The following is a 25,278-nucleotide window of genomic DNA, read 5'->3' on the forward strand; positions in this document are numbered from 1 at the left end:
TTAAACCTGGTTCAGACGTTCGGCGATAAAAGTGACCAGTTGGCGAGCGATCTTGCTCTTGCTGGTCTGGGCGAAAACCGTGGCGTGCAGCGCACGGTCGATGACGCTGCAGGCGTTTTCTTCGCTGTTGAAACCGATGCTCGGGTTGGCGACGTCGTTGGCGACGATCAGATCGAGATTCTTGTCCTTCAGCTTGCGCGCAGCGTAGTCGAGCAGGTGTTCGGTCTCGGCGGCGAAGCCGACACTGAACGGACGGTCGGGACGGGTCGCGATGGTGGCCAGGATGTCCGGATTGCGCACCATTTGCAGGACGAAGCCGTCGCCGCTCGTAGGGTCTTTCTTCAATTTTTGCGGGGCGACGACTTCCGGACGGTAGTCCGCAACCGCCGCCGAGGCGATAAAGATGTCGCAAGGGATCGCGGCTTCACACGCGGCGAGCATGTCGCGGGCGCTGACCACGTCGATCCGGGTGACGCGATCCGGCGTCGGCAAATGCACCGGGCCGCTGATCAGTGTGACGCGGGCGCCGGCTTCCACCGCCGCCTCCGCCAGGGCGAAACCCATTTTGCCGGAGCTGTGGTTGGTGATGTAGCGCACCGGGTCGATGTTTTCCTGGGTCGGGCCGGCGGTGATCACTACGTGTTTGCCGGTCAACGCCTGACGCTGGAAGCAGTCCGCCGCGAGCTGGGCCAGGTCGGTGGCTTCCATCATGCGGCCCATGCCGACGTCGCCGCAGGCCTGGCTGCCGGAGGCCGGGCCGAAGGTCTTCAGGCCGCGACTTTCAAGGAGTTGCAGGTTGGCCTGAGTCGCCGGGTCGCGCCACATGGCCTGGTTCATGGCCGGAGCGACCGCGACGATGGCATCGGTGGCCAGCACCAGCGTGGTCAGCAGGTCGTTGGCAATGCCTTGGGCCAGACGGGCCAACAAGTCGGCGGTCGCCGGGGCGATCAGCACCAAATCGGCCCATTTGGCCAGTTCGATGTGGCCCATTGCGGCTTCAGCAGCCGGGTCGAGCAAGTCCAGGTGAACCGGGTGGCCGGACAGGGCCTGCATGGTCAGCGGGGTGATGAATTCGCTGCCGCCGCGGGTCATGACCACGCGCACTTCGGCGCCCTGGTCGATCAGGCGGCGCACAAGGTCGGCGCTCTTGTAGGCAGCAATGCCGCCGCCGACGCCCAGAACGATGCGTTTCCGATACAGCCGCTGCATAGGTCTGCCTTTCATTTCGTTGGTGACATACGTGGCGAAACCCCCTCCCCAGAGTGAATTCGCCCGCAAAAAAGATGGGCTACGATATCACAGCGACCGCTACGGAACAGCGGCGCCCACAGACAAGGAAGGTGTATGAGTATTCGCGATTGGCCGGCGGCGGAAAGGCCGCGGGAGAAGCTGTTGGAACAGGGCTCGGGAAGTCTTTCCGATGCCGAATTGCTGGCGATTTTTCTACGGACTGGCGTATCCGGTAAAAGCGCGGTGGATCTGGCGCGACACTTGTTGAGTCAGTTCGGCAGTCTGCGTGCATTGCTGGAGGCTGATCTCGGGGCGTTCAGCGAGCAATTGGGCCTGGGGCCGGCGAAGTTTGCCCAACTGCAAGCTGTGTTGGAGATGGGGCGGCGACATCTGGCCGAGCGCATGCGCCAGAAAACGGCGCTGGAGAATCCACAAGTGGTACGTGATTACCTCAAAGCCATGCTGCGCCACGAGCCGCACGAGGTGTTCGGTTGCCTGTTTCTCGACTCCAAACATCAGGTGCTGACCTTCGAGACGCTGTTTCGCGGCTCGATCGACAACACCGCCGTGCATCCCCGGGAAGTCGTGAAGCGTTCGCTGGCCAACAACGCGGCGGCGGTGATCCTGTGCCACAACCATCCGTCGGGGAACAGCGATCCGAGTCAGGCTGATCGATTATTGACCAAGCGCTTGCAGAAGGCTTTGGAGTTGGTCGATGTGCGGGTGCTCGATCACTTCATCGTTGGCGATGGCGAGCCGTTGTCGATGGCGGAGTGTGGCTGGATGTAGATCCGAGGGGAGAATGCAAAACCCTGTGGGAGCTGGCTTGCCAGCGATGACGGCGGCACATTCAGCACAATGTTGGCTGTCAGTCCGCTATCGCTGGCAAGCCAGCTCCAACAGGTTTTGTGTTGTGGCGGGTTATTTGAGGGTGACTTTGGAATAGTCTTGCCGACCGAACGGGGAGACCGAGTAACCCTGAACGTCCTTACGCGTCAGCGCATACGCCGTAGGATGCGCGAGCGGCAGCCACAACGCCTGCTGCTGGATCTGCGCCTGTGCCTGTTCGTAGAGCTTGGTGCGTACGCCTTGCTCGCTGGTGGTCTTGCCGGCGCTGATCAGTTTGTCCAGATCGGCATTGCAGTAGCGGGCGAAGTTGGTGCCGGACTTCACCGCCGCGCAGGAAAACTGCGGGGTCAGGAAGTTGTCCGGGTCGCCGTTGTCGCCAGCCCAGCCCATGAACAGCAGGTCATGTTCGCCAGCCTTGGCGCGACGAATCAGCTCGCCCCATTCGATCACGCGGATTTCTGCCTGAATGCCGATTTCCGCCAGATCCGATTGCAGCAGTTGTGCGCCGAGGCTCGGATTCGGGTTCAGCAGGCTGCCGGACGGGCGGGTCCAGATGGTGGTCTGGAAACCGTCCTTCAATCCGGCCTTGGCCAGCAGGGCCTTGGCCTTGTTCACGTCGTGGGCGTAACCCGGCAGGTTCTTCGCGTAGCTCCAGGTGTTCGGCGGATATGGACCGTTGGCGGCTTCGGCGGTGTCTTCGAATACAGCCTTGAGGTAGTTGGCCTTGTCGAACGCGAGGTTGATCGCCTGGCGCACTTCCGGTTTGTCCAGCGGCGGATGCTGGCTGTTGATGCCAACGAATGCGGTCATGAACGCGTCAGTTTTTTCGACTTTCAGCGTCGGCTCCTGCTTCGCGGCCTGTACGTCCAGCGGTTTTGGCGACAAGGCAATCTGGCACTCGTTGCGCCGCAGCTTTTGCAGGCGCACGTTGGCGTCCGGAGTGATGGCGAAAATCAGCGGGTCCACCGCAGGCTTGCCACGGAAGTAGTCCGGGTTGGCCTTGTAGCGGATCGAGGCGTCTTTCTGGAACCGGGTGAACACGAACGGACCGGTGCCGACCGGCTGGCTGTTGAGCTTGTCGGTGGCATCGGCCTTCAGCAGCTTGTCGGCGTATTCAGCAGAATAAATGGAGGCGAAACCCATGCTCAGGGTCGCGAGGAACGTCGAGTCCGGGTGGTCGAGGGTGAAACGAACGGTCAGCGGATCCAGCGCGTCGATCTTCTTGATCAGGCTCGGCAGCTGCATCGACTGGGCGTGTGGGAAGCCGCTCTGGGCGACTTTGTGCCACGGGTTGGCCGGGTCGAGCATGCGGTCGAAGCTGAATTTGACGTCTTCGGCAGTCAGTTCGCGGGTCGGCTTGAAGTAGTCGGTGCTGTGGAACTTCACCTGCGGGTGCAGCTTGAACACGTAGGTAAGGCCGTCAGTGCTGACTTCCCAGCTGTCGGCCAGGCTAGGGACGACCTTGCCGCTGGCGGTGTCAAAGTCCACCAGGCGATTCATCAGCACGTCCGCCGAGGCGTTGGTGGTGGTCAACGAGTTGTATTGCACCACGTCGAACCCTTCGGGGCTGGCCTCGGTGCAGACGCTCAGGGCGGCGGCCTGGGCCAGTGGACTCAGTAACAGCGGGGCGAAGAGCAGGGGGAGGGCAGCGAGGCGCATGGTCGGCTTCCTTTACAGATCGAAGGCCCATCTGCAAGTGCAGTCTGGAAAAGGTCTACCCTAGTGGTCGCGATTGCAAATGACTATCCCCTTTTTGCATTTTCGGGGCTGCGCGGCTGAGGATTTGTCGGAAGAGGCGATGGGAAAAGTCCCGATCGCGGGTATGATCGGTTTTCTTCGACGAATGGTAAAAATTGCCGGCAGCCTTTGCCCAAAGCGCTTTCAGCCGGAAAAAGCGGCTTTTTAGCCATTCTTTCCACACGGAAAGTTGTTGCTCCGTGGTCTTTCTGGTATAAAGCAGCGCTCTTTTCTAGGGGCCCGGTTCCTTCGCTTGTAGGTGTAGCCGGTAAGACCTCTAAAGAATCGCGGCGCCTGGCGCCACAATGACTAGAGATTAAGCGGCCAACCCATGCCGGGTTGGGCATGTGGTTTTAGAGGGCTGAGGCATGTCTAGAGTATGTCAAGTTACCGGTAAGGGTCCGGTGACTGGGAACAACATTTCCCACGCAAACAACAAAACCCGTCGTCGTTTCCTGCCGAACCTGCAGCATCACCGCTTCTGGGTTGAAGAAGAGAAACGTTTCGTACGCCTGCGCGTTTCCGCCAAAGGCATGCGTATCATCGACAAGCGTGGCATCAGCGTTGTGCTGGCCGAGCTGCGTCGCGACGGCAAGGTTTAAGGGAGCTAATCATGCGTGAATTGATTCGTTTGATCTCGAGCGCCGGTACTGGTCACTTCTACACTACCGACAAGAACAAGCGTACTACCCCGGACAAAATCGAGATCAAGAAATATGATCCGGTTGTTCGCAAGCACGTGATCTACAAGGAAGGCAAAATCAAGTAATTGATTTTTCCCGACTTACGAAAAAGGCCCGTATCTCACGATACGGGCCTTTTTTGTTGTCCGGCAATTGTGGTGGCCGGTGGGATCGCGACAAAAAAGGCCTGCATCTCGCGATGCAGGCCTTCGAAAGGTAAGCCTTTCAGTGGCGCCAATTATTCGTGGATCTGAAACGACAGGATCTTGCCCTCGTTGCAGATGAAGATGTCTACGGTCCTATACCTGGCCCGGAGGTTATCTGGCCCTTGAATTGGCCCGTTGGCGGTGAAACCGGTCAGTTCGTTGATATAGGCCTTTACGGTCTCTACATACGGGGTGCCGATCAAGTGGTGAATCTTGTTGAAAGCTTCTATTTTGGTCATGCCGCATTTCCTTATACGTGACGGGAATGTCCTTATGGACGACCCGATTTTCAACCCGTCAGCATTCGGTCGTGCGTTACATAGTTATTTTTCTTCGAAGATCACGTAGATCTTGCGGCAAGCCTCCAGCACTTCCCAGGTGCCACGGAAGCCGGCCGGAATCACAAAGCGGTCGCCGACACGCAGGGTCTTGGCATTGCCTTCACTGTCACGCAGCACCGATACGCCCTGCAGGATTTCGCAGTATTCGTGCTCGGTGTAATTCACCGTCCACTGACCTACCGCACCTTCCCACACGCCGACACCCATTTGCCCGCAAGGGCTGTCGTACTGATTGAACACCGCTTGCTCGGGATCACCCTTGAGCACTTTGGCCGGGTCCGGGCGATAGCGTTCGGCTTCGGTTGTGGTCAGGCTGATGTCGACGACGTTCTGGATGTTCATTGTTGTTTTCTCCCGTGATGACGGCGCGATGGCGTGAAAGGGCCAAAGTCTATGTTGATTAAATTGAACGCCGCAAGGCCGTATGGCGAGCTTATGTCAAATATATTGAAACAACCCCGGCCGCTGGTTTAGGGTGGCGGATGCCTTGGGCCGAAAAGCAGGCTGGCCGGGCAGTATTCCTGAGGACGACCGCGACGATCGCGGCGCTCGTATTGAACAAGAGGAGGACACTCGAATGACCACCCTGACTCGTGCCGACTGGGAACAACGCGCCCGCGACCTGAAGATCGAAGGCCGCGCCTACCTTAATGGCGAGTACACCGATGCCGTCTCCGGCGAGACCTTCGAGTGCATCAGTCCGGTCGATGGCCGTCTGCTGGGCAAGATTGCCAGCTGTGACGCCGCCGACGCTCAGCGCGCCGTGGAAAACGCCCGCGCCACGTTCAATTCCGGCGTCTGGTCGCGCCTGGCGCCGACCAAACGCAAAGCCACCATGATCCGTTTCGCCGGCCTGCTCAAGCAGCACGCCGAAGAACTGGCCCTGCTCGAAACCCTCGACATGGGCAAGCCGATCAGCGATTCGCTGTACATCGACGTGCCGGGCGCTGCGCAAGCCCTGAGCTGGAGCGGTGAGGCGATCGACAAGATCTACGACGAAGTCGCCGCTACGCCGCACGATCAACTGGGTCTGGTGACCCGTGAGCCAGTGGGCGTAGTTGGCGCTATCGTGCCGTGGAACTTCCCGCTGATGATGGCCTGCTGGAAACTCGGCCCGGCCCTGTCGACCGGCAACTCGGTGATCCTCAAGCCGTCGGAAAAATCCCCGCTGACCGCCATCCGCATTGCCGAACTGGCCGTTAAAGCCGGCATTCCGAAAGGCGTGCTGAACGTACTGCCAGGTTACGGCCACACCGTCGGCAAGGCGCTGGCGCTGCACAATGATGTCGACACCCTGGTGTTCACCGGTTCGACCAAGATCGCCAAGCAACTGATGATCTATTCCGGCGAATCGAACATGAAGCGCGTCTGGCTGGAAGCCGGCGGCAAGAGCCCGAACATCGTGTTTGCCGATGCTCCGGATCTGCGAGCCGCCGCCGAATCCGCCGCCAGCGCCATCGCCTTCAACCAGGGCGAAGTCTGCACCGCCGGTTCGCGTCTGCTGGTCGAGCGTTCGATCAAGGACAAGTTCCTGCCGATGGTGATCGAGGCGCTGAAAACCTGGAAGCCTGGCAACCCGCTGGATCCGGCCACCAACGTTGGCGCGCTGGTCGATACCCAACAGATGAACACCGTGCTTTCCTACATCGAGTCGGGACACACCGACGGCGCCAAACTGGTGGCCGGCGGCAAGCGCATTCTTCAGGAAACCGGTGGCACCTACGTCGAGCCGACGATTTTCGACGGCGTGAGCAACGCGATGAAGATTGCCCAGGAAGAGATCTTCGGCCCGGTGCTGTCGGTCATTGCGTTCGATACCGCTGAAGAAGCGATCAACATCGCCAACGACACGCCTTACGGCTTGGCGGCAGCGGTCTGGACTCAGGACATTTCCAAGGCGCACCTGACCGCCAAGGCCCTGCGTGCCGGCAGTGTGTGGGTCAACCAGTACGACGGCGGCGACATGACCGCACCGTTCGGCGGCTTCAAGCAGTCGGGCAACGGTCGCGACAAGTCGCTGCACGCCTTCGACAAATACACCGAGCTGAAGGCGACCTGGATCAAGCTGTAAATCGTTGACGGGAGCCTGAGTGAATCAGGCTCTCGAATCGAACAGAGATCCCTGTGGGAGCGAGCCTGCTCGCGATAGCGGTGTGACAGTCGACATCAATGTTGAATGTGACACCGCTATCGCGAGCAGGCTCGCTCCCACATTGGTTTTGTGTGAATAAAAATTATCCACAGGAGCGTGGACCATGCGTTGGGCGACGTATTTCGCCGTGTTGGCGTCTGTCTTGAGTGTTGGCCTGGCCCTCGGTGTCAGCATGCCGCTGGTGTCGTTGCGCCTGGAGGGCTGGGGCTACGGCTCGTTCGCCATCGGCGTGATGGCGGCAATGCCGGCCATTGGCGTGTTGCTGGGGGCGAAGATTTCCAGTCATCTGGCGGCACGTTTCGGCACTGCGAACCTGATGCGCCTGTGCCTGTGGGCCGGGGCACTGTCCATCGGTCTGCTGGCGCTGCTGCCGAGCTACCCGATCTGGCTGGTGCTGCGGCTGATGATCGGGGTGATCCTGACCATTGTGTTCATCCTCGGCGAGAGCTGGATCAATCAACTGGTGGTCGAGCACTGGCGCGGTCGATTGGTGGCGCTGTATGGCAGCAGTTATGCGTTGAGCCAACTGTCTGGTCCGTTGCTGTTGGGCGCACTGGGCACCGATCACGATTACGGTTTCTGGGTGGGTGTCGGTCTGCTGATCGCTTCGCCGTTTCTGCTGCTGGGTCGCAGCGGCGCGCCAAGCAGCGAGGCCAGCAGCGTGACCTTCGGCGATCTGTGGGGGTTCGCTCGCGAGCTGCCGGCAATCGCCTGGGCGGTGTCGTTGTTCGCCGCGTTCGAGGCGATGATCCTGACCCTATTGCCGGTGTATTGCCTGCAACAGGGCTTCACCGCCGAAATCGCGCTGGCGATGGTCAGCACCGTGGTGGTGGGTGATGCGCTGCTGCAATTGCCCATCGGTGCGCTGGCCGATTATCTGTCACGGCGGACCCTGTTTACCGGCTGCGCTGTGGTGTTGATGCTGTCGAGTCTGGCGATCCCGATGCTGCTCGACACTTTGCTGATCTGGCCGCTGTGGGTGCTGTTCGGCGCCAGTGCCGGTGGCCTGTTCACTCTGTCGCTGATTTTGATTGGCGAGCGCTACCGCGACGATGCGCTGGTGCGGGCGAATGCGCATGTCGCGCAGCTGTGGGGTGTCGGTTGTTTGATCGGGCCGTTGATGGCGGGGGCGGGCAGTCAGTGGATCAGCGGGCATGCGCTGCCGTGGCTGATGGCGGCCGGGGCATTCGGACTGGTGATTCTTCTGTCACGGCAAGGGGCGTTCGGCAAGGTGTCGGCGCCCGCTTGATAAGCCGGTTGGAGCGGGCTGTTACAGCATCCGCTCCAGTCCCACGGTGGTGCTGAACCACGCATTGAAGCGCCGCCACCAACTCCCCGGCTCCTTGGTCAGCGTGTGCATCTGGCCGTTGTCCTCGGTGACCCACACCACTTTTCCGTCCTGCAGTTTCGCTTCGTAGCTGAGCGCTGGCGCCATGCCTTGCAAGGCCAGTTCGCGTACGTGGGCTGCCAGTTCGGGACTGTCCACCAACACCCCGACTTCGGTGTTCCACAGCACCGAGCGCGGGTCGAAATTGAACGAGCCGATGAACGATTTTTTGCCGTCGAAGATCATCGCCTTGCTATGCAGGCTCGAGTCCGAGCCACGATAGGACTTGCTGTAAAACAGGTGCGGGCCGCTGCCATAGTTATCCCCAGGCTGGCGCCGCAGCTCAAACAGTTTCACGCCATGTTCCAGCAGCGCCTTGCGATACGGCGCATAACCGCCGTGCACCGCTGGCACATCGGTGGCTTCCAGCGAGTTGGTCAGCAGGCTCACCGACACGCCGGCATCAGCGCGGCCGGTCAGGTAGACCAACCCCGGTTGCCCCGGCACGAAGTAGGCAGAAATCATCACCAGTTCTTTGCTGACACCCGTGAGCTCCGGTGCCAGTTGGGTCGTCAGCAGCAATTGCGGTTCGGGTTCGCCCTTGGCCAGCACCTTGCTCGGCGCATCCCACAGCGCCTGGTTCCAGGCCCAGATCAGCTCTTTGCGCCAGATATCCATGCGCGGGTCGGTGCGGTAGGTCATCAACTGCTGATACAGCGCGTGATTCTGTTTGCGGGTTTCTTCGAGGGATTCTTCCAGGCGTGTGCGGGTGTTCTGCAGGTCTTTGGCCGAGGGTTTGCTGGAGAGGAATTCGTCGATCGGCTTGCTCAGGGCACTGTTCCAGTACTGGTCGAAACTGTGCCCGAGCTGTTCGGCGACCGGCCCGACACTCAGCATGTCGATATCGGTGAAATTCAGGTTGGGCTCGGCGTCGAAATATTCGTCGCCCAGATTGCGCCCGCCAACGATGGCCGCGCTATTGTCCGCCAGCCACAACTTGTTGTGCATCCGCCGGTGTTGCAGCGACAGGTTGAACAGCCGCCCGGCCGCCCGGGTCACGCCGGTGCTGCGCCCCAGGTGCAGCGGATTGAACAGGCGAATCTGGATCTGCGGATGTGCCGCCAGTGTGGCAATGATCAGGTCGAGGCCGTCGCTGGTGGTGTCGTCCAGCAGGATCCGCACCCGCACGCCACGATCGGCGGCCTTCAACACTTCCTCCACCAGCATTCGCGTGCTGATGCCGTCATGGACGATGTAGTACTGCAAGTCGAGGCTGCGTTGTGCGTTGCGGATCAGCTCGGCGCGAGCGGTGAAGGCTTCGGTGCTGTTGGACAGCAGGCGAAAGCCGGACTGGCCCTTGTAGGGCGCCGCCTGGGCCTGTATCGAACGGCCGAACGCGGAGTCGGCCGCCGGCAACGCCTGGCTCGGTTCGCGCGGTACGTCGATAGACGCACAACCGCCAAGGAACGTGGAGAGTACCAGCAGAGCGGGTAGGGGCTGTCTGAAGCTCACGTGGGATCGTTCCGGTTGGCGGCAGGGTTGGGCATATGGACGCTGTTTGCTCGTGAAAAGTCAGTCGGCTTCGGCCAGCAGTCTGATCGCTGCCGCACCGACCTTGCGCACTGCCTCTTCGATCAAAGCTGTCGGTTTGGCAGCGTAGTTCATGCGCAGGCAATTGCGGTACTTGCCCGAGGCGGAAAAGATGCTGCCGACGGCAATCTGTACGCCCTGATCGTGCAGCGCACGATTCAGTTTCAGCGTATCGAAACCTTCCGGCAGTTCGACCCAGAGCATGAAGCTGCCTTGCGGACGGCTCGCGCGGGTACCGGCCGGGAAGTAACGCGTCACCCAGTCGATCATCACGTCGCGATTGCGCTGGTATTGCGTGCGCATCCGCCGCAAATGCGGTTCGAAGTGCCCGGCCTTGAGAAATTCGGCGATGGCGATCTGCGGCTGGGGCGCGGTGGAGCCGGTGCTGATGTATTTCATGTGCAGCACGCGTTCGAGGTAGCGACCGGGCGCGACCCAGCCGATGCGCAATCCCGGCGCGAGCGTCTTGGAAAATGAACTGCAGAGTAAGACTCGGCCATCTTCGTCGAAGGATTTGATCGTGCGCGGACGCGGGTAGGTGTAGGCCAGTTCGCCATACACGTCGTCCTCGATGATCGCCACGTCGAAGCGCTGGGCCAGGTTGAGCAGGGCGCGTTTACGCGACTCCGGCATGATGTAGCCGAGCGGGTTGTTGCAGTTGGGCGTGAGCTGGATGACCTTGATCGGCCATTGTTCCAGTGCCAGTTCCAGGGCTTCGAGGCTGATGCCGGTGAGCGGGTCGGTGGGGATTTCCAGGGCTTTCATGCCCAGCCCTTTGAGAGTCTGCATGGCGCCGTGGAAGCTTGGCGAATCCACTGCGACTATGTCACCGGGCTCGCAGATTGCGTGGATGCTGGTAGACAGCGCTTCATGGCAACCGGTGGTGACCACCAGATCGCTGGCGCTCAACTGGCAGCCGGAATCGAGCATCAGCCGGGCGATCTGTTCGCGCAGTTCTAGGGTGCCGTGGATGTTGTCGTAATACAGACCGGGCATGTCCTGACGGCGGCTGATACGGGCCAGTCCGCGCAGCAGCGGCTTCATCGTCGGCGACGAGATGTCCGGCATGCCGCGACCCAGCTGCACCACGTCCTTGCGCGGCACGGCGCGAATCAGTTCCAGCACCTGATCCCACTGGGAAATTTCCACCGGCCGTTGCGCGGGGCGCCCGACTGCCGGCAGTTCGGGCAACTCACGCCCGACCGGCACGAAGTACCCGGATTTGGGTTTCGGCGTGGCCAGGCCGCTGTCTTCCAGCATCCGATAGGCCTGCTGCACCGTGCTCAGGCTGACTCCGTGTTCTACGCTCAAGGCGCGCACCGAGGGCAGGCGATCACCAGGACGGTAGAAGCCTTGTTCGATGCGGGTGCCGAGCAATTCGGCGAGATTCACATAGAGCGTCATGGCACTGCCTCGATGCAGATGATTCGTTAAACCAGTACAGATGCGGCGTAAATCGACAATTCAGTCTCAGAGACAGCAAATCTGTATGGAAATAATACAGATGTGTTGAATCTGTAATGCTTTTGCTCGCCCGCGCATCATGGAATCTCTGGCTACCCAAGTAAACAGGAGCAATGAAAATGAACGGTTTGAGCGATGTGCGGCTGACGTTACACAGTCAGGAACTGGAGGCAGGGCAACAGGACAAAGCGCGCAACGAGAGCATGTGCAACGCACCGTCCGGCCTGAGTCGCTGGGACCTGTTCTGGCATCGTCTGCACACGCGCAAGGCGTTGCTGCGCCTGACGCCGGAACAGCTCAAGGACATCGGGCTGACCCGCGAGCAGGCGCTGGAGGAAGGGTTGAAGCCGTTCTGGCGGATTTAGAGGGATCGTTCCCACGCTCTGCGTGGGAACGATCTCAGACCAACTCTTTAAGCCGGTGCCACAGCATCCCCAACGCCAGCAGCGGCGAGCGCAGATGCTTGCCGCCGGGGAAGGTGATGTGTGGCACTTTGGCGAACAGGTCGAAGCCACCGCTGTGCTGGCCGCTGATAGCCTCGGCCAGCAGCTTGCCCGCCAGGTGCGTGGCATTCACGCCGTGACCAGAATAAGCCTGGGCGTAATACACATTCGGCTGATTCGCGAGCCGGCCAATCTGCGGCAGACGGTTGGCACCGATGCCGATCATCCCGCCCCACTGATAATCGATCTTCGCCGAGGCGAGCTGCGGGAACACCTCCAGCATCTTGGGCCGCATGTAGGCGCCGATGTCCTTTGGATCACGCCCCGAGTAATGGCAGGCGCCGCCGAACAACAGACGACGATCCGCCGAGAGCCGGTAGTAATCAAGCGCTACACGCTGGTCGCAGACCGCCATGTTCTGCGGCAGCAGGGCGTGGGCCTGTTCTTCGCTCAGGGGTTCAGTGGCGATGATGTAGCTGCCGGCTGGCAGCACCTTGCCGCTGAGTTGCGGATTCAGATTGTTGAGGTACGCGTTACAGCCCAGCACGAGCGTCTTCGCCCGTACCGAGCCTTGCGCCGTGTGCACCCTTACTTCGGGGCCATAGTCGATGCGGGTGACCGCCGATTGTTCGAACAGTTTGACGCCCAGTTGTTGCGCCGCTGCGGCTTCTCCGAGTGCCAGGTTCAGCGGGTGCAGATGCCCGGAACCCATGTCGATCAAACCGCCGACGTAGCGGTTGGAGCCGACTACGGTGTGCATTTCGTTCGCTTGCAGAAGGCGGGTTTCGTAGCGGTAACCGAGGCTGCGCAACTCTTCGGCGTCTTCGGCAAAGCCTTCCAGATCGGAAGGTTTGTTGGCGAGGTCGCAGTAACCCCAGGTCAGGTCGCAGGGAATCTGAAATTTTTCGACGCGCTGGCGGACGATTTCCACCGCTTCCAGGCCCATGAGTTTCATTTGACGCACGCCGTCGGCGCCGATCACGTTGGCGAACTGATCGAGGCCGTGACCGACCCCGCGAATCAGTTGCCCGCCGTTGCGTCCGCTGGCGCCCCAGCCGATCCGGTGCGCTTCCAGCAGCACCACGCTCAAACCCCGTTCAGCCAATTCCAGCGCCGTGTTCAGCCCGGAGAAACCTCCACCGACCACGCACACGTCGGCGATCAGTTCACCTTTCAGCACCGGATGGTCGGGCTGCGGCAGGCTGCTGGCGGCGTAATAAGAGGCAACGTGGGGTTGGCTCGCGGTGGCTTGGGCGCGGGCATTCATGGGCGTCATCCTGAGCGGGTGTCGAGAAAATTTGACGGAGCATAAGCCGCAGGCCCGAGGCCGGGCAACATTGGTCGGCCCGTGGTGTCTGGATCACGGCTTTTGCGGCACAATTGCCGCCTATTCCGCTCCGGTTACCGCTGCAATGAGCTGCAACAGTCAGAAAATCCGCACCCTGCGTCAGCAGATTCCCACGTTCGAGTGCGTGCCGGGCTGCCATGACTGCTGCGGGCCGGTGACCACCTCGCCCGAGGAAATGTCCCGCCTGCCGCGCAAGACCAGCGCCGAGCAGGACGCAGCGATGGAGGAGCTCAACTGTGTGCACTTGGGACCGAATGGCTGCACGGTGTATGACGAACGGCCGCTGATCTGCCGGTTGTTCGGCACCACCCAGACCTTGCCGTGCCCCAACGGCCGGCGGCCGGTGGAGCTGATTCACCCACGGGTCGAGAAGCAGGTGTTCGAGTACATGGCCGAAAACCGGCAGGTGCTGGTCTGAGCGTTCAGTCCGGAATCGGCAGGCTCAGGCTCTCTTTCACTTCTTCCATCACGATGTAGCTCTTGGATTCACGCACGTGCGGCAGCTTGAGCAGGATGTCGCCCAGCAGCTTGCGGTACGAGGCCATCTCGGAAATCCGCGCCTTCACCAGATAGTCGAAATCCCCTGACACCAGATGGCATTCCAGCACGTGGGGCAATTTCAGCACCGCACGTCGGAACTCTTCGAAAGTATCGCCGGATTTGTAGTCGAGGCTGATCTCGACGAACACCAGGAGACTACCCTTCAAGTGCTGCGGATTCAGGCGGGCGTTGTAGCCCATGATGATCCCCTCGCGCTCCAGGCGCCGCACCCGCTCCGTGCAAGGCGTGGTGGAGAGCCCGACCTTCTCGCCCAGCTCGGTGAATGAAATCCGCCCGTCCGCCTGCAGGATCCGCAAGATGTTGCGGTCGATCTTGTCCAGCTCACGTTTGGTCTGAGTGTTGGTACGCATAGGGGATGCGCCTCCGTGAAAAGGGTTTTTGCCGAGAATTGTCGCCAAATATAGGCGCTTATACAGTGAAAAGCACTGGCAAATCTTTTTTACACTGCGCGCATCATTGCTCTAACAACAGACGTACGCGGCACGCCGCGATGAGGGATACAAAATGCGCGTTATGGTCTTGGGTAGCGGCGTCATCGGTACCGCCAGTGCTTACTATCTGGCCCGTGCCGGGTTTGAAGTGGTGGTGGTCGACCGGCAGCCCGCCGCGGCCATGGAGACCAGTTTCGCCAACGCCGGCCAGGTCTCGCCGGGCTACGCCTCGCCGTGGGCCGCGCCGGGCGTACCCCTCAAAGCCATCAAGTGGCTGCTGCAACGCCACGCACCGCTGGCGATCAAGGCCACCGCCGACATCGACCAGTACCTGTGGATGGCGCAGATGCTGCGCAACTGCACTGCCAACCGTTACGCGGTGAACAAGGAGCGCATGGTGCGTCTGTCCGAGTACAGCCGCGACTGCCTCGACGAATTGCGCGCCGAAACCGGCATCGCCTACGAAGGCCGCAGCCTCGGTACGACCCAGTTGTTCCGCACCCAGGCGCAACTGGATAACGCCGCCAAGGACATCGCTGTATTGAAAGAGTCCGGCGTACCGTTCGAAGTGCTCGATCGTGCCGGCATTGCCCGCGTCGAACCGGCTCTGGCCGGTGTCACCGACATCCTCGCCGGTGCCCTGCGCCTGCCGAACGACCAGACCGGCGACTGCCAGATCTTCACCACCCGCCTGGCCGAAATGGCCACCAAGCTCGGTGTGGAGTTCCGTTTCGGCCAGGACATCCAGCGGCTCGACTTCGCCGGTGACCGCATCAACGGCGTGTGGATCGACGGCAAGCTGGAAACCGCTGACCGCTACGTGCTGGCCCTCGGCAGCTACTCGCCGCAACTGCTCAAGCCGCTGGGCATCAAGGCCCCGGTGTATCCGTTGAAGGGCTACTCGCTGACCGTGCCGATCACCAACCCGGCGATGGCCCCGACTTCGACCATTCTCGACGAGACTTACAAAGTCGCGATCACCCGTTTCGATAACCGCATCCGCGTCGGCGGCATGGCGGAGATCGCCGGTTTTGACCTGTCGCTGAACCCGCGTCGGCGCGAAACCCTGGAGATGATCGTCAACGACCTTTATCCTCAGGGCGGCAATCTGGCCGAAGCGAGTTTCTGGACCGGCCTGCGTCCAACCACCCCGGATGGCACGCCGATCGTCGGCGCCACCCCGTTCAAGAACCTCTTCCTGAACACCGGTCACGGCACCCTCGGCTGGACCATGGCGTGCGGCTCCGGTCGCTTGCTGGCTGATTTGATGGCGAAGAAAAAGCCACAGATCAGCGCCGAAGGCCTCGATATTTCCCGTTATGGCAACACCACCCAGGAGTCCGCAAAGCATGGCAATCCAGCGCCAGCTCACCAATGAGCGCATGAGTCAGATCGTCAGCCACAACGGTACGGTGTATCTGTCCGGGCAGGTCGGCGATGACTTCAACGCCGGTGTCGAACAGCAGACCCGCGACGTCCTCGCCAACATCGAGCGACTGCTCGATCTGGCCGGCACCGACAAACAGCACCTGCTGTCGGCGACGATCTACCTGAACGACATCGAGGCGCTCTTTGCCGGCATGAATTCGGTGTGGGATCAGTGGCTGCCCAAAGGCGCCGCCCCGGCCCGTGCCACGGTTGAAGCGAAGATGGCCAAGCCGAGCATCCTGGTCGAGATCTCCATCGTCGCCGCGCTGCCGTAACCCGTTGTAAAGATCCCTCTCCCGGTGCTGTTGGCGGTTCACGCCGTCAGCCAGCGCCGGTTTTTATTCCCATGACCGCCAAGAAGTCTGCTGCCATGCGTCCTGCCCGTGCCCTGATCGACCTTCAAGCCCTGCGTCACAACTACCGTATCGCCCGTGAAGTCACCGGTGCCAAGGCACTGGCGGTGATCAAGGCCGATGCCTACGGCCATGGCGCAGTGCGTTGCGCCCAGGCGCTGGAGGCTGAAGCGGACGGCTTCGCGGTGGCGTGCATCGAAGAAGCCCTGGAACTGCGTGCCGCCGGGATTCGCGCGCCGGTGCTGTTGCTCGAAGGCTTTTTCGAGGCCGATGAGCTGGCGCTGATCGTCGAGCACGACTTCTGGTGCGTGGTGCATTCGCTGTGGCAGCTCGAAGCGATCGAGCAGGCGGCGTTGGGCAAACCGATCACCGTGTGGCTGAAGCTCGATTCGGGCATGCACCGTGTGGGCCTGCATCCGAAGGATTACCCGGCGGCTTATCAGCGTCTGCTGGCCAGCGGCAACGTAGCGAAAGTCGTGCTGATGAGCCACTTCGCCCGGGCCGATGAGCTGCACGAGCAGAGCAGCGCCGAGCAAGTTGCCGTGTTCGAGGCCGCGCGTCAGGGCCTGGCCGCTGAAGTCAGCCTGCGCAATTCGCCGGCGGTGCTGGGCTGGCCTCAGATTCACAGCGACTGGGTGCGTCCGGGCATCATGCTCTACGGCGCCACTCCGTTCGAAGAAGCCAACGCCGTGGCCGAGCGCCTGCAACCGGTGATGACCCTGGAATCGAAAGTCATCAGCGTGCGCGAGCTGCCGGCCGGCGAACCGGTGGGTTACGGTGCGAAATTCATCACCGACAAACCGATGCGCATCGGCGTGGTCGCCATGGGTTACGCCGACGGTTATCCGCGTCAGGCGCCGACCGGCACTCCGGTACTGGTGGCCGGTCAGCGCAGCCGCATTCTTGGCCGGGTGTCGATGGACATGCTGTGCATCGACCTGACCGACGTGCCGCAAGCCGGCCTCGGATCGACTGTCGAGTTGTGGGGCAAGAACATCCTCGCCAGCGACGTGGCGAAGTGGGCGGACACCATTCCGTACCAGATCTTCTGCAACCTGCGCCGGGTGCCAAGGCTCTATTCCGAGGGTTGAAGCGCTAGCGGGGCCCAAGTGTTGTAAATACTGAACGCTGTCGCCATGATAACGCTCAATATTTCTACAACATCAGGAGGCTCCAGCCTTGGACGTCGGTGAACGACTGCAATCGATCCGCAAGCTCAAAGGGCTTTCCCAGCGTGAACTCGCCAAGCGCGCGGGCGTCACCAACAGCACCATTTCGATGATCGAAAAGAACAGCGTCAGCCCTTCGATCAGTTCGCTGAGGAAAGTTCTTGGCGGGATTCCCATGTCCATGGTCGAGTTCTTTTCCGAAGAGATCCTGCAGGAAAAACCGACCCAGATCGTCTACAAGGCCAACGAGCTGATCGACATTTCCGACGGCGCCGTGACCATGAAACTGGTCGGCCGCGCGCACCCGAGTCGGGCCATCGCGTTCCTCAATGAAATCTACCCGCCGGGCGCCGACACCGGCGAAGAAATGCTCACCCACGAAGGCGAGGAAACCGGGATTCTGGTGGAAGGGCGCCTGGAGCTGGTGGTGGGCCTTGAAACTTTTATCCTCGAAGCCGGCGACAGCTACTACTTTGAAAGTACCAAGCCGCATCGTTTCCGTAATCCGTTCGATGCACCGGCGCGACTAATCAGCGCAGCCACGCCGGCGAATTTTTAAACAAAGAGGCGCCAGGCCATACCGGCGAAGGCACCCGAAACGTTTTTCCACAGCGCGATATAACCCCTTCGACTTTGGGGTTGTTTCAGTGAAGCGGGCTAACCGCTATACTTGCGCCCGCCTGCGAACCGTGGCCGCAGGCGTGAATAGCCACCATTGAGGGTGAACGCGTGAACCTAATTATGAAAATGCTGGCTGCACCAGCAACCGTACTGGCCCTCTGGGCTGTCAGCGCTCAAGCTGCGACGAATGACGACATTGCCAAACGCCTCGAGCCGGTCGGCCAGGTGTGTGTTCAAGGGCAAGAGTGCAAGGGGATGGAAGTCGCTGCTTCGGCAGGCGGCGGTGGCGGCGCCAAGACGCCGGACGAAGTGATTGCCAAACATTGCAACGCTTGCCACGGCTCCGGCCTGCTGGGCGCACCGAAAATCGGTGACACCGCAGCCTGGAAAGAGCGCGCCGATCACCAGGGCGGCCTCGACGGCATCCTGGCCAAGGCCATCACCGGCATCAACGCCATGCCGCCGAAAGGCACCTGCGCCGATTGCTCGGACGACGAGCTGAAGGGCGCGATCCAGAAGATGTCCGGCCTGAAATAAGCCGCGCTTCTGACGAAAAAAACCGTCTTCGGACGGTTTTTTTGTGCCCGCGATTCGGGCCTGAGGCTGTTCTTTGCAGCAAACAACCGGCAATCTCGGTCGTACCTCTATTCACGGAATGGGCAGGAGGCTTCAGATGGTGCAGTTGTGTTCGATCGAACAGGCAGTGGACGACGTGCTGGCGCGGTTGCCGGCGCACATCCACATGGGCCTGCCGCTGGGGCTGGGCAAACCCAATCCCTTCGTCAACGCGCTGTACCGGCGTATTGCCGGATTGCCCGAACGGCAACTGACGATTTACACGGCCTTGTGCCTCGGCCGTCCGGCCCTGGGCGATGGTTTGCAGAAGCGCTTTATCGAGCCCTTCGTCGAGCGGGTGTTCGGTGATTACCCGGAACTGGAATTTCTCGCCGACCTGCACCGTGACAGCTTGCCGTCCAACATCCGCATCGAGCAATTCTTCATGCAGCCCGGCAGCCTGCTTAACAGCGCGCCGGCCCAGCAGGATTACGTCAGCAGCAACTACAGCCACGCCGCCCGCGACATCAACGCCGCCGGCCTGAACCTGGTGGCGCAGTTGCTCGCCAGCAGCAGCGAACACCCGGATCGTCTGAGCCTCAGTTGCAATCCGGACATCACCCTCGACCTGTTCCCGATGATCGCCAAACGCCGGGCAGCGGGGGAAACGATCCTGCTGGTCGGCCAGGTGCACACCGAGTTGCCGTACATGCCGGGTGACGCCGAAGTCGACATCGATACCTTCGACCTGCTGATCGACCAGAAGGACAGCAGCACGCTGTTTTCCACGCCGAACATGCCCGTGGGATTTCAGGATCACTTTATCGGTTTGCACGCCAGTACCTTGGTGCGCGATGGCGGTACTTTGCAGATCGGCATCGGCTCGATGGGCGATGCGCTGACCGCTGCATTGCTGGCGCGTCAGGCCGACAACGCCGGATACCAAGACTTGCTGGCCGATGTGAACCTCAGCCAGTGGGCGCAGTTGATCGAACGCGAGGGCGGCATCGAACCCTTCGCCAAAGGCCTGTACGGTTGCAGCGAAATGTTCGTCAACGGCCTGCTGGTGCTGGCCGAAGCCGGGATCATCCGTCGCAAGGTCTACCCGGATGTACAGACTCAGGAGCAAGCCAACGCCGGGACCCTCGACGAAGCGGCGCAAACCGACGGCCTGTCGATCCACGGCGGTTTCTTCCTCGGGCCGCGCAGTTTCTATGAACGCTTGCGTGAGTTGCCGCTGAGCAAACGCCTTGAATTCAACATGACCCGCATCAGCTACATCAACGAGCTGTACGGTCAGGAAGAACTCAAACGTCTGCAGCGTCTGGATGCGCGGTTCATCAACACCGTGTTCACCATGACCCTGCTGGGCGCCGGAGTGGCGGATCAACTGGAAGACGGGCGGGTGCTCAGCGGCGTCGGCGGGCAGTACAACTTCGTTGCCCAAGGGCATGCGCTGCACGATGCGCGCTCCATCCTGCTGCTGCGCAGCTGGCGCGAATCCGGCGGCGATGTCAGCTCGAACATTGTCTGGGAATACGGCCATTGCACGATTCCACGGCACCTGCGCGATATCGTGGTCACCGAGTACGGCATCGCCGATCTGCGCGGCAAGTCGGATGCGGTGGTGATAGAGGCGCTGTTGAACATCAGCGATTCGCGCTTCCAGCAGGGGCTGATCGAGCAGGCGCAGAAGGTCGGCAAGCTGCCGAAGGATTTCCGTCTCGATCCGCGCTTTACCGACAACACCCCGCAACGCTTGCAGGCGATTGCCGCGCGGCATCCGAACCTGTTTCCGGAGTATCCGCTGGGCTGTGATTTCACTGAGGTCGAGAAGGATCTGTTGCGGGCGCTGAACTGGCTCAAGAGCAAATTCAAGCTGACCGAGATTCTGGAGCTGGGCAAGGCGGCGCTGGATGCGCCTGAGGCTTCGCTGTATCCGGAGCATCTGGCGCGCATGCAGCTCACTGATCCGGAAGGTCTGAAGGAAGACCTGTTTCAGCGGTTGTTGCTAACGGGCCTGAAGGCCACCGCGCAATAACAAACAACAAAAAACCTGTGGGAGCGGGCTTGCCCGCGATGGCGGTTTATCACTCAACTAGGATGTTGAAGGATATGGCCCCATCGCTGGCAAGCCAGCTCCCACAGGTATTGCAGTGTGTTTGCGCCTATCAGCGATTACTCGATGAAAGTCACCACGCCATCCTTCAGCGACTTCACGCGAGCCAGCGACTCGACGCGGTAACCCTGCGAATCCAGTTCCGCACGGCCGCCCTGGAACGACTTCTCGATCACGATGCCCAGACCCGCGACGGTGGCGCCGGCCTGCTTGATGATCGAAATCAGCGCCTGGGACGCCTTACCGTTGGCCAGGAAGTCGTCGATGATCAGCACGCGGTCGCTGCTGGTCAGGTGACGCGGGGAGATGGCCACGGTGCTTTCGGTCTTCTTGGTGAACGAGTAAACGGTGGCCGACAGCAGGTTTTCAGTCAGGGTCAGGGACTGTTGCTTGCGGGCGAAGATCACCGGCACGCCGAGGTTCAGGCCGGTCATGATCGCCGGGGCGATGCCAGAGGCTTCGATGGTGACGATCTTGGTGATGCCCGAATCCTTGAACAGCGTGGCGAATTCGTCGCCGATCAGCTTCATCAGGGCCGGGTCGATCTGGTGGTTCAGGAAGGCGTCGACCTTCAGGACCTGGTCGGAAAGCACAATGCCTTGTTCGCGGATTTTCTGGTGCAATGCTTCCATGAAGCTGTCCTCATTTGACGCTTTGTGCGTCGAAGGTCTAGTAAAAAGTGGTCAATTCTAGCGCTTTAACATCGCGCGTATATCAGCCAATGCGCTGTTGCCCCGCACGGCTTTGACTTCGGTCGGTGTGTCGTCGTTGCCTTCCCAGGCCAGGTCGTCCGGCGGCAGTTCATCGAGGAAGCGGCTTGGCGCGCAGTCGATGATCTCGCCGTACTGTTTGCGCTTGGCGGCGAAGGTAAACGCGAGAGTCTGGCGCGCGCGGGTGATGCCCACGTAGGCCAGGCGGCGTTCTTCTTCGATGGTGTCGGCTTCGATGCTGGAACGGTGCGGGAGGATTTCCTCTTCCATGCCCATGATGAACACGTAAGGGAATTCCAGGCCCTTGGACGCATGCAGGGTCATCATCTGCACGCCTTCGGCGCCGTCTTCCTCTTCCTGCTGACGTTCCAGCATGTCACGCAGGACCAGTTTGCCGATGGCGTCCTCGACGGTCATTTCGCCGTCTTCGTCTTTTTCCAGGGTGTTCTTCAAGGCTTCGATCAGGAACCAGACGTTGCTCATCCGGTAGTCCGCAGCCTTGTCGCTGGAACTGTTGGTGCGCAGCCAGTTCTCGTAGTCGATGTCCATGACCATGCTGCGCAGGGCGGAGATCGGGTCTTCGCCGGCGCATTGCTCGCGTACCTTGTCCATGAAGCGCTTGAAGCGCGACAGGCGATCGGTGAAGCGGCTGTCCAGATGCTCGCCCAGGCCGAGTTCGTCGGTGGCGGCGTACATCGAGATCTTGCGTTCGGTGGCGTAGTTGCCGAGTTTTTCCAGGGTCGTCGAGCCGATTTCACGGCGCGGCACGTTGATCACCCGCAGGAAGGCGTTGTCGTCGTCCGGGTTCACGATCAGGCGGAAGTAGGCCATCAGGTCTTTCACTTCCTGACGCCCGAAGAAGCTGTTGCCGCCGCTCAAACGGTACGGCACCTGATGGTGCTGCAGTTTCAGCTCGATCAGCTTGGCCTGGTAGTTGCCGCGATAGAGGATCGCGAAATCGCTGTACGGGCGGTCGGTGCGCAAGTGCAGGCTGAGGATTTCCATGGCCACGCGCTCGGCTTCGGCGTCCTCGTTGCGGCAGCGGATCACGCGGATCTCGTCGCCGTGGCCCATTTCACTCCACAACTGCTTTTCGAATTCGTGCGGGTTGTTCGAGATCAGCACGTTGGCGCAGCGCAGGATGCGGCTGGTGGAGCGGTAGTTCTGTTCCAGCATCACCACTTTCAGGGACGGATAGTCGTCCTTGAGCAGCATCAGGTTTTCCGGCCGCGCGCCGCGCCAGGCGTAGATCGACTGGTCGTCGTCGCCCACCACGGTGAACTGGTTACGCTTGCCGATGAGCATTTTCACCAGCAAATACTGGCTGGCGTTGGTGTCCTGGTATTCGTCGACCAGCAGGTAACGCACCTTGTTCTGCCACTTTTCGAGGATGTCGGCGTGCTCTTCGAAGAGTTTCACCGGCAGCAGGATCAAGTCGTCGAAGTCCACCGCGTTGAACGCCTTGAGCGTGCGCTGATAGTGGGTGTAGACGATGGCGGCGGTCTGTTCCTTGGGGTTACGGGCGTTTTCCAGGGCCTGGGCCGGCAGGATCAGGTCGTTTTTCCAGGCGCCGATCATGTTCTTGATCTCGTCGACGCCGTCGTCGCCTGCATATTCCTTCTGCATGATGTCGGTCATCAGCGACTTGACGTCGGTTTCGTCGAAGATCGAGAAACCGGGTTTGTAGCCCAGCCGTTCATGTTCCTTGCGGATGATGTTCAGGCCCAGGTTGTGGAAGGTGCAGACCGTCAGGCCGCGACCTTCGCCTGCACGCAGCAGGGTGCCGACCCGTTCCTTCATCTCACGCGCGGCCTTGTTGGTGAAGGTCATGGCGACGATGTACTGGGCACGGATGCCGCAGTTCTGGATCAGGTGCGCGATCTTGCGCGTGATCACACTGGTCTTGCCGGAGCCAGCACCGGCGAGCACCAATAGAGGGCCGCCGACGTAGTTCACGGCTTCTTGCTGCCGGGGATTGAGTCGGGACATACGAAAATTCGGGAGTCGTTGACGAAATGGGCCGGCATTTTAACAGGCTCAGCGATTTGTGCTGCTCTCTCCGACTTGTGACGCAGCACGCGATTCAAATTTGCCGGTTTTGTTACTTTCACGCAGGATGCGCGGTGATTTTGCGGCTAATGTTCTCATTCGTGACACAAAATAACGTTTTGATAACCGTTGTCGTTTGGTCATTGGTAGCCGCAACGGCATAATGCCCGCCGCCCACATCATTGCAGAGTCTAGGGAGTCAGCTTGACTACGCCTGTCGAACCCTTGCGTTTGCTGCTACTGGCCGAAGAGCCAGCGTGGACAGCGTTATTGCGCGAGTGTCTGGCTCCGTTGGGGAGTGCGGCGGTGCTGATCAGCGCGCCGAGCTGGGAGTCGGTCAGCAGTCTGTTCGAAGACAACCGCCACGCGGTGTTGTTGACCGTTCCCGCGTTGCAGCCGGCGCCCGGCCGTTGCAGCCTGCCGACGGTATTGCTTCTGGAACACGAGCCGGCGACCGCGCCCGACGGCGTCAGCGACTGGCTGGTATTCGATGCCCTCGATGCCGGCATGCTACGGCGTTGCCTGCGGCATGTGCGCGAACGCGGCGTGCTGGAAAACACCCTGCAACGCCTGGCCGAGCAGGATCCGCTGACCGGCATCGCCAACCGTCAGGGTTTCCAGACTCTTCTGACGGCGCGCCTCGCCGAAAACGACGGCCGCGGTCTGGCCCTCGGGCATCTTGATCTCGACAACTTCCGCCACGCCAACGACGCCCTCGGCCACCAGGCCGGCGACCGCCTGATCCTGCAAGTCGTCGCACGCCTGAAAAGCCAGCTGGAAGTCGGCGATCAACTGGCGCGCCTCGGCAGCGATGAATTCGCCTTGCTGATCGATACCCGCCGCGCCCCGCAACGGGCCGAATGGATGGCCGAACGCATCACCGAGGCTTTGGCCGAACCCTACTGGGTCGATGGCGAAAGCCTGCTGATAGGCTCCAGCCTCGGTATCGCCCATGCCCGCGCCCAGGGCGGCGCCGATCCGCTGATGTGGCACGCGCACATCGCCATGCAGCAGGCCAAGAGCACGCAAGGCTGCACCTTTCACATCTTCAACGAACGAATCAACCGCAACGCGCGAAGCATGGCCGACCTCGAAAGCGAGCTGCGCCGGGCCTTGCGTCGCGACGAGCTGGAGCTGCACTACCAGCCGCGCCTGAACCTGCAGGACGGCCAGATCGTCGGCCTCGAAGCCTTGGTGCGCTGGCGCCACAGTGAGCGCGGCCTGCTGCCGCCGAGCGAGTTCGTGCCGCTGGCGGAGCAGAGCGGTCTGATCGTGCCGCTGGGTTACTGGGTGATTTCCCGGGCCCTGCGCGATATGCAGGCGTTGCGCGAACGCGGATTGCCGGCGCTGCATATGGCGATCAACCTGTCGTTCCGCCAGTTTCAGGACAGCCAGTTGCTGCCGACGCTCAGCCGTCTGATCGCCGAGCGCGGAGTCGAAGCGCAGTGGCTGGAATTCGAACTCACCGAAACCGCCGTGATGCGCCGCAGCGATCTGGTCAAGCAGACCATGGACGCGCTCGGTCGCCTCGGCGTGCGTTTCTCGCTGGATGATTTCGGCACCGGGTTCTCGTCGTTCGTGCATCTCAACAGCCTGCCGATCACCTTGCTGAAGATCGACAAGAGTTTCGTCGGTGGCATGGAGCAGCGCGAAGAGAACCGCAAACTGGTGCACGCGATGATCAATCTCGCGCACAACCTGCACCTGGAAGTGGTGGCCGAAGGGGTGGAAACCCGCGAGCAACTGGATCTGTTGCGCGGGTTCGGTTGCGATCAGGTGCAGGGTTACCTGATCAGCAAGCCATTGCCGTTGACGGAACTGGTTGATTACCTGGTGGCTGATGCCAGTCAGCCGCCGCTGGGCATTGTGGTCTGACGAACCAGTAAGCGGGAGCAAGGTTGCTCCCGCCGAC

The 25,278-nt window shown here is 61.0% G+C and carries 24 protein-coding genes; 14 read left to right on the forward strand and 10 right to left on the reverse strand.

Features of this window, described 5'->3' with window-relative positions; all coding sequences use genetic code 11:
* Nucleotides 1-1,209: a bifunctional phosphopantothenoylcysteine decarboxylase/phosphopantothenate--cysteine ligase CoaBC gene (gene coaBC / locus L6D82_RS04675; protein WP_085606127.1), complete on the reverse strand. Its 1,209-nt coding sequence runs from the start codon at nucleotides 1,207-1,209 to the stop codon at nucleotides 1-3.
* A 135-nt stretch (nucleotides 1,210-1,344) separates the two neighbouring features.
* Between coaBC and radC the strand changes: the two genes are divergently transcribed.
* Nucleotides 1,345-2,019 (forward strand): RadC family protein, encoded by a 675-nt coding sequence (gene radC, locus L6D82_RS04680; RefSeq protein WP_129973035.1) that lies wholly within the window; start codon nucleotides 1,345-1,347, stop codon nucleotides 2,017-2,019.
* A 132-nt stretch (nucleotides 2,020-2,151) separates the two neighbouring features.
* On the opposite strand, the gene L6D82_RS04685 is transcribed toward radC, so the two are convergent.
* Nucleotides 2,152-3,738, reverse strand: coding sequence for an ABC transporter substrate-binding protein (locus tag L6D82_RS04685; protein WP_102685871.1), 1,587 nt, complete (start codon nucleotides 3,736-3,738; stop codon nucleotides 2,152-2,154).
* Nucleotides 3,739-4,184: 446 nt separating this feature from the next.
* On the opposite strand from L6D82_RS04685, the gene rpmB reads away from it, so the two are divergent.
* Complete coding sequence (gene rpmB, locus L6D82_RS04690; protein WP_003177273.1) at nucleotides 4,185-4,418, forward strand: 50S ribosomal protein L28; 234 nt, start codon at nucleotides 4,185-4,187, stop codon at nucleotides 4,416-4,418.
* Nucleotides 4,419-4,429: 11 nt separating this feature from the next.
* Nucleotides 4,430-4,585: a 50S ribosomal protein L33 gene (gene rpmG, locus L6D82_RS04695; RefSeq protein WP_003177274.1), complete on the forward strand. Its 156-nt coding sequence runs from the start codon at nucleotides 4,430-4,432 to the stop codon at nucleotides 4,583-4,585.
* Nucleotides 4,586-4,737: 152 nt separating this feature from the next.
* On the opposite strand, the gene L6D82_RS04700 is transcribed toward rpmG, so the two are convergent.
* A complete protein-coding gene (locus L6D82_RS04700) occupies nucleotides 4,738-4,944 on the reverse strand; it encodes a hypothetical protein (RefSeq protein ID WP_085746801.1) in 207 nt (68 codons plus the stop codon).
* A gap of 84 nt (nucleotides 4,945-5,028) precedes the next feature.
* Nucleotides 5,029-5,388, reverse strand: a complete 360-nt coding sequence (locus L6D82_RS04705; RefSeq protein ID WP_085746800.1) for a cupin domain-containing protein — start codon at nucleotides 5,386-5,388, stop codon at nucleotides 5,029-5,031.
* Nucleotides 5,389-5,623: 235 nt separating this feature from the next.
* On the opposite strand from L6D82_RS04705, the gene L6D82_RS04710 reads away from it, so the two are divergent.
* The gene (locus L6D82_RS04710) at nucleotides 5,624-7,117 is read left to right on the forward strand and encodes an aldehyde dehydrogenase (RefSeq protein WP_236188218.1); all 1,494 of its coding nucleotides are present in this window, start codon (nucleotides 5,624-5,626) and stop codon (nucleotides 7,115-7,117) included.
* Between the two features lie 184 nt (nucleotides 7,118-7,301).
* On the forward strand, nucleotides 7,302-8,447 hold the full coding sequence (locus L6D82_RS04715; protein WP_085746799.1) for an MFS transporter: 1,146 nt from the start codon (nucleotides 7,302-7,304) through the stop codon (nucleotides 8,445-8,447).
* A 21-nt stretch (nucleotides 8,448-8,468) separates the two neighbouring features.
* Here the strand turns inward: L6D82_RS04715 and L6D82_RS04720 are convergent, their stop codons facing one another.
* The gene (locus tag L6D82_RS04720; RefSeq protein WP_102685869.1) at nucleotides 8,469-10,037 is read right to left on the reverse strand and encodes a phospholipase D family protein; all 1,569 of its coding nucleotides are present in this window, start codon (nucleotides 10,035-10,037) and stop codon (nucleotides 8,469-8,471) included.
* 60 nt (nucleotides 10,038-10,097) lie between these two features.
* Nucleotides 10,098-11,519: an aminotransferase-like domain-containing protein gene (locus L6D82_RS04725; protein WP_102685868.1), complete on the reverse strand. Its 1,422-nt coding sequence runs from the start codon at nucleotides 11,517-11,519 to the stop codon at nucleotides 10,098-10,100.
* A gap of 179 nt (nucleotides 11,520-11,698) precedes the next feature.
* Between L6D82_RS04725 and L6D82_RS04730 the strand changes: the two genes are divergently transcribed.
* The gene (locus tag L6D82_RS04730) at nucleotides 11,699-11,944 is read left to right on the forward strand and encodes a DUF1127 domain-containing protein (RefSeq protein WP_102685867.1); all 246 of its coding nucleotides are present in this window, start codon (nucleotides 11,699-11,701) and stop codon (nucleotides 11,942-11,944) included.
* Between the two features lie 34 nt (nucleotides 11,945-11,978).
* Here L6D82_RS04730 and L6D82_RS04735 read toward each other — a convergent pair whose 3' ends face one another.
* Nucleotides 11,979-13,289, reverse strand: coding sequence for an NAD(P)/FAD-dependent oxidoreductase (locus tag L6D82_RS04735; RefSeq protein ID WP_236188219.1), 1,311 nt, complete (start codon nucleotides 13,287-13,289; stop codon nucleotides 11,979-11,981).
* A gap of 145 nt (nucleotides 13,290-13,434) precedes the next feature.
* Here L6D82_RS04735 and L6D82_RS04740 point away from each other — a divergent pair, with 145 nt between their 5' ends.
* A complete protein-coding gene (locus tag L6D82_RS04740; protein WP_236188220.1) occupies nucleotides 13,435-13,788 on the forward strand; it encodes a YkgJ family cysteine cluster protein in 354 nt (117 codons plus the stop codon).
* Between the two features lie 4 nt (nucleotides 13,789-13,792).
* On the opposite strand, the gene L6D82_RS04745 is transcribed toward L6D82_RS04740, so the two are convergent.
* Nucleotides 13,793-14,281 (reverse strand): Lrp/AsnC ligand binding domain-containing protein, encoded by a 489-nt coding sequence (locus L6D82_RS04745; RefSeq protein WP_003177284.1) that lies wholly within the window; start codon nucleotides 14,279-14,281, stop codon nucleotides 13,793-13,795.
* Nucleotides 14,282-14,435: 154 nt separating this feature from the next.
* On the opposite strand from L6D82_RS04745, the gene dadA reads away from it, so the two are divergent.
* The 6 genes from dadA to L6D82_RS04775 all read left to right on the forward strand — a co-directional run bounded on the left by dadA (nucleotide 14,436) and on the right by L6D82_RS04775 (nucleotide 20,529).
* Nucleotides 14,436-15,740: a D-amino acid dehydrogenase gene (dadA, locus tag L6D82_RS04750; protein ID WP_007954487.1), complete on the forward strand. Its 1,305-nt coding sequence runs from the start codon at nucleotides 14,436-14,438 to the stop codon at nucleotides 15,738-15,740.
* Nucleotides 15,712-16,065: a RidA family protein gene (locus L6D82_RS04755; protein WP_236188221.1), complete on the forward strand. Its 354-nt coding sequence runs from the start codon at nucleotides 15,712-15,714 to the stop codon at nucleotides 16,063-16,065. Before dadA ends, L6D82_RS04755 begins: the two co-directional genes overlap by 29 nt.
* Nucleotides 16,066-16,160: 95 nt before the next feature.
* Complete coding sequence (alr, locus tag L6D82_RS04760; RefSeq protein WP_085746795.1) at nucleotides 16,161-17,234, forward strand: alanine racemase; 1,074 nt, start codon at nucleotides 16,161-16,163, stop codon at nucleotides 17,232-17,234.
* Nucleotides 17,235-17,322: 88 nt separating this feature from the next.
* The gene (locus L6D82_RS04765) at nucleotides 17,323-17,871 is read left to right on the forward strand and encodes a cupin domain-containing protein (RefSeq protein ID WP_003229444.1); all 549 of its coding nucleotides are present in this window, start codon (nucleotides 17,323-17,325) and stop codon (nucleotides 17,869-17,871) included.
* 182 nt (nucleotides 17,872-18,053) lie between these two features.
* Nucleotides 18,054-18,470 (forward strand): c-type cytochrome, encoded by a 417-nt coding sequence (locus tag L6D82_RS04770; protein ID WP_085746794.1) that lies wholly within the window; start codon nucleotides 18,054-18,056, stop codon nucleotides 18,468-18,470.
* A gap of 136 nt (nucleotides 18,471-18,606) precedes the next feature.
* Entirely contained in the window at nucleotides 18,607-20,529 is a 1,923-nt protein-coding gene (locus tag L6D82_RS04775) for an acetyl-CoA hydrolase/transferase C-terminal domain-containing protein (RefSeq protein ID WP_236188222.1), read from the forward strand.
* A 137-nt stretch (nucleotides 20,530-20,666) separates the two neighbouring features.
* Here the strand turns inward: L6D82_RS04775 and L6D82_RS04780 are convergent, their stop codons facing one another.
* Nucleotides 20,667-21,239, reverse strand: coding sequence for a xanthine phosphoribosyltransferase (locus L6D82_RS04780; RefSeq protein WP_003229440.1), 573 nt, complete (start codon nucleotides 21,237-21,239; stop codon nucleotides 20,667-20,669).
* 57 nt (nucleotides 21,240-21,296) lie between these two features.
* Entirely contained in the window at nucleotides 21,297-23,306 is a 2,010-nt protein-coding gene (gene rep / locus L6D82_RS04785; protein WP_007954499.1) for a DNA helicase Rep, read from the reverse strand.
* Nucleotides 23,307-23,570: 264 nt separating this feature from the next.
* Between rep and L6D82_RS04790 the strand changes: the two genes are divergently transcribed.
* Nucleotides 23,571-25,241: a putative bifunctional diguanylate cyclase/phosphodiesterase gene (locus L6D82_RS04790; protein ID WP_085746792.1), complete on the forward strand. Its 1,671-nt coding sequence runs from the start codon at nucleotides 23,571-23,573 to the stop codon at nucleotides 25,239-25,241.
* Nucleotides 25,242-25,278: the final 37 nt, after the last annotated feature.

The organism is Pseudomonas paraglycinae (genome assembly GCF_021601625.1).
Classification (GTDB): domain Bacteria; phylum Pseudomonadota; class Gammaproteobacteria; order Pseudomonadales; family Pseudomonadaceae; genus Aquipseudomonas; species Aquipseudomonas paraglycinae.

What these genes read in the sequence shown, in the direction of transcription:
- coaBC (WP_085606127.1), bottom strand. Translation starts at nt 1,209, where the DNA reads ATGCAGCGGCTGTATCGGAAACGCATCGTTCTGGGCGTCGGCGGCGGC.
- radC (WP_129973035.1), top strand. Translation starts at nt 1,345, where the DNA reads ATGAGTATTCGCGATTGGCCGGCGGCGGAAAGGCCGCGGGAGAAGCTG.
- L6D82_RS04685 (WP_102685871.1), bottom strand. Translation starts at nt 3,738, where the DNA reads ATGCGCCTCGCTGCCCTCCCCCTGCTCTTCGCCCCGCTGTTACTGAGT.
- rpmB (WP_003177273.1), top strand. Translation starts at nt 4,185, where the DNA reads ATGTCTAGAGTATGTCAAGTTACCGGTAAGGGTCCGGTGACTGGGAAC.
- rpmG (WP_003177274.1), top strand. Translation starts at nt 4,430, where the DNA reads ATGCGTGAATTGATTCGTTTGATCTCGAGCGCCGGTACTGGTCACTTC.
- L6D82_RS04700 (WP_085746801.1), bottom strand. Translation starts at nt 4,944, where the DNA reads ATGACCAAAATAGAAGCTTTCAACAAGATTCACCACTTGATCGGCACC.
- L6D82_RS04705 (WP_085746800.1), bottom strand. Translation starts at nt 5,388, where the DNA reads ATGAACATCCAGAACGTCGTCGACATCAGCCTGACCACAACCGAAGCC.
- L6D82_RS04710 (WP_236188218.1), top strand. Translation starts at nt 5,624, where the DNA reads ATGACCACCCTGACTCGTGCCGACTGGGAACAACGCGCCCGCGACCTG.
- L6D82_RS04715 (WP_085746799.1), top strand. Translation starts at nt 7,302, where the DNA reads ATGCGTTGGGCGACGTATTTCGCCGTGTTGGCGTCTGTCTTGAGTGTT.
- L6D82_RS04725 (WP_102685868.1), bottom strand. Translation starts at nt 11,519, where the DNA reads ATGACGCTCTATGTGAATCTCGCCGAATTGCTCGGCACCCGCATCGAA.
- L6D82_RS04730 (WP_102685867.1), top strand. Translation starts at nt 11,699, where the DNA reads ATGAACGGTTTGAGCGATGTGCGGCTGACGTTACACAGTCAGGAACTG.
- L6D82_RS04735 (WP_236188219.1), bottom strand. Translation starts at nt 13,289, where the DNA reads ATGAATGCCCGCGCCCAAGCCACCGCGAGCCAACCCCACGTTGCCTCT.
- L6D82_RS04740 (WP_236188220.1), top strand. Translation starts at nt 13,435, where the DNA reads ATGAGCTGCAACAGTCAGAAAATCCGCACCCTGCGTCAGCAGATTCCC.
- L6D82_RS04745 (WP_003177284.1), bottom strand. Translation starts at nt 14,281, where the DNA reads ATGCGTACCAACACTCAGACCAAACGTGAGCTGGACAAGATCGACCGC.
- dadA (WP_007954487.1), top strand. Translation starts at nt 14,436, where the DNA reads ATGCGCGTTATGGTCTTGGGTAGCGGCGTCATCGGTACCGCCAGTGCT.
- L6D82_RS04755 (WP_236188221.1), top strand. Translation starts at nt 15,712, where the DNA reads ATGGCAATCCAGCGCCAGCTCACCAATGAGCGCATGAGTCAGATCGTC.
- alr (WP_085746795.1), top strand. Translation starts at nt 16,161, where the DNA reads ATGCGTCCTGCCCGTGCCCTGATCGACCTTCAAGCCCTGCGTCACAAC.
- L6D82_RS04770 (WP_085746794.1), top strand. Translation starts at nt 18,054, where the DNA reads ATGAAAATGCTGGCTGCACCAGCAACCGTACTGGCCCTCTGGGCTGTC.
- L6D82_RS04775 (WP_236188222.1), top strand. Translation starts at nt 18,607, where the DNA reads ATGGTGCAGTTGTGTTCGATCGAACAGGCAGTGGACGACGTGCTGGCG.
- L6D82_RS04780 (WP_003229440.1), bottom strand. Translation starts at nt 21,239, where the DNA reads ATGGAAGCATTGCACCAGAAAATCCGCGAACAAGGCATTGTGCTTTCC.
- rep (WP_007954499.1), bottom strand. Translation starts at nt 23,306, where the DNA reads ATGTCCCGACTCAATCCCCGGCAGCAAGAAGCCGTGAACTACGTCGGC.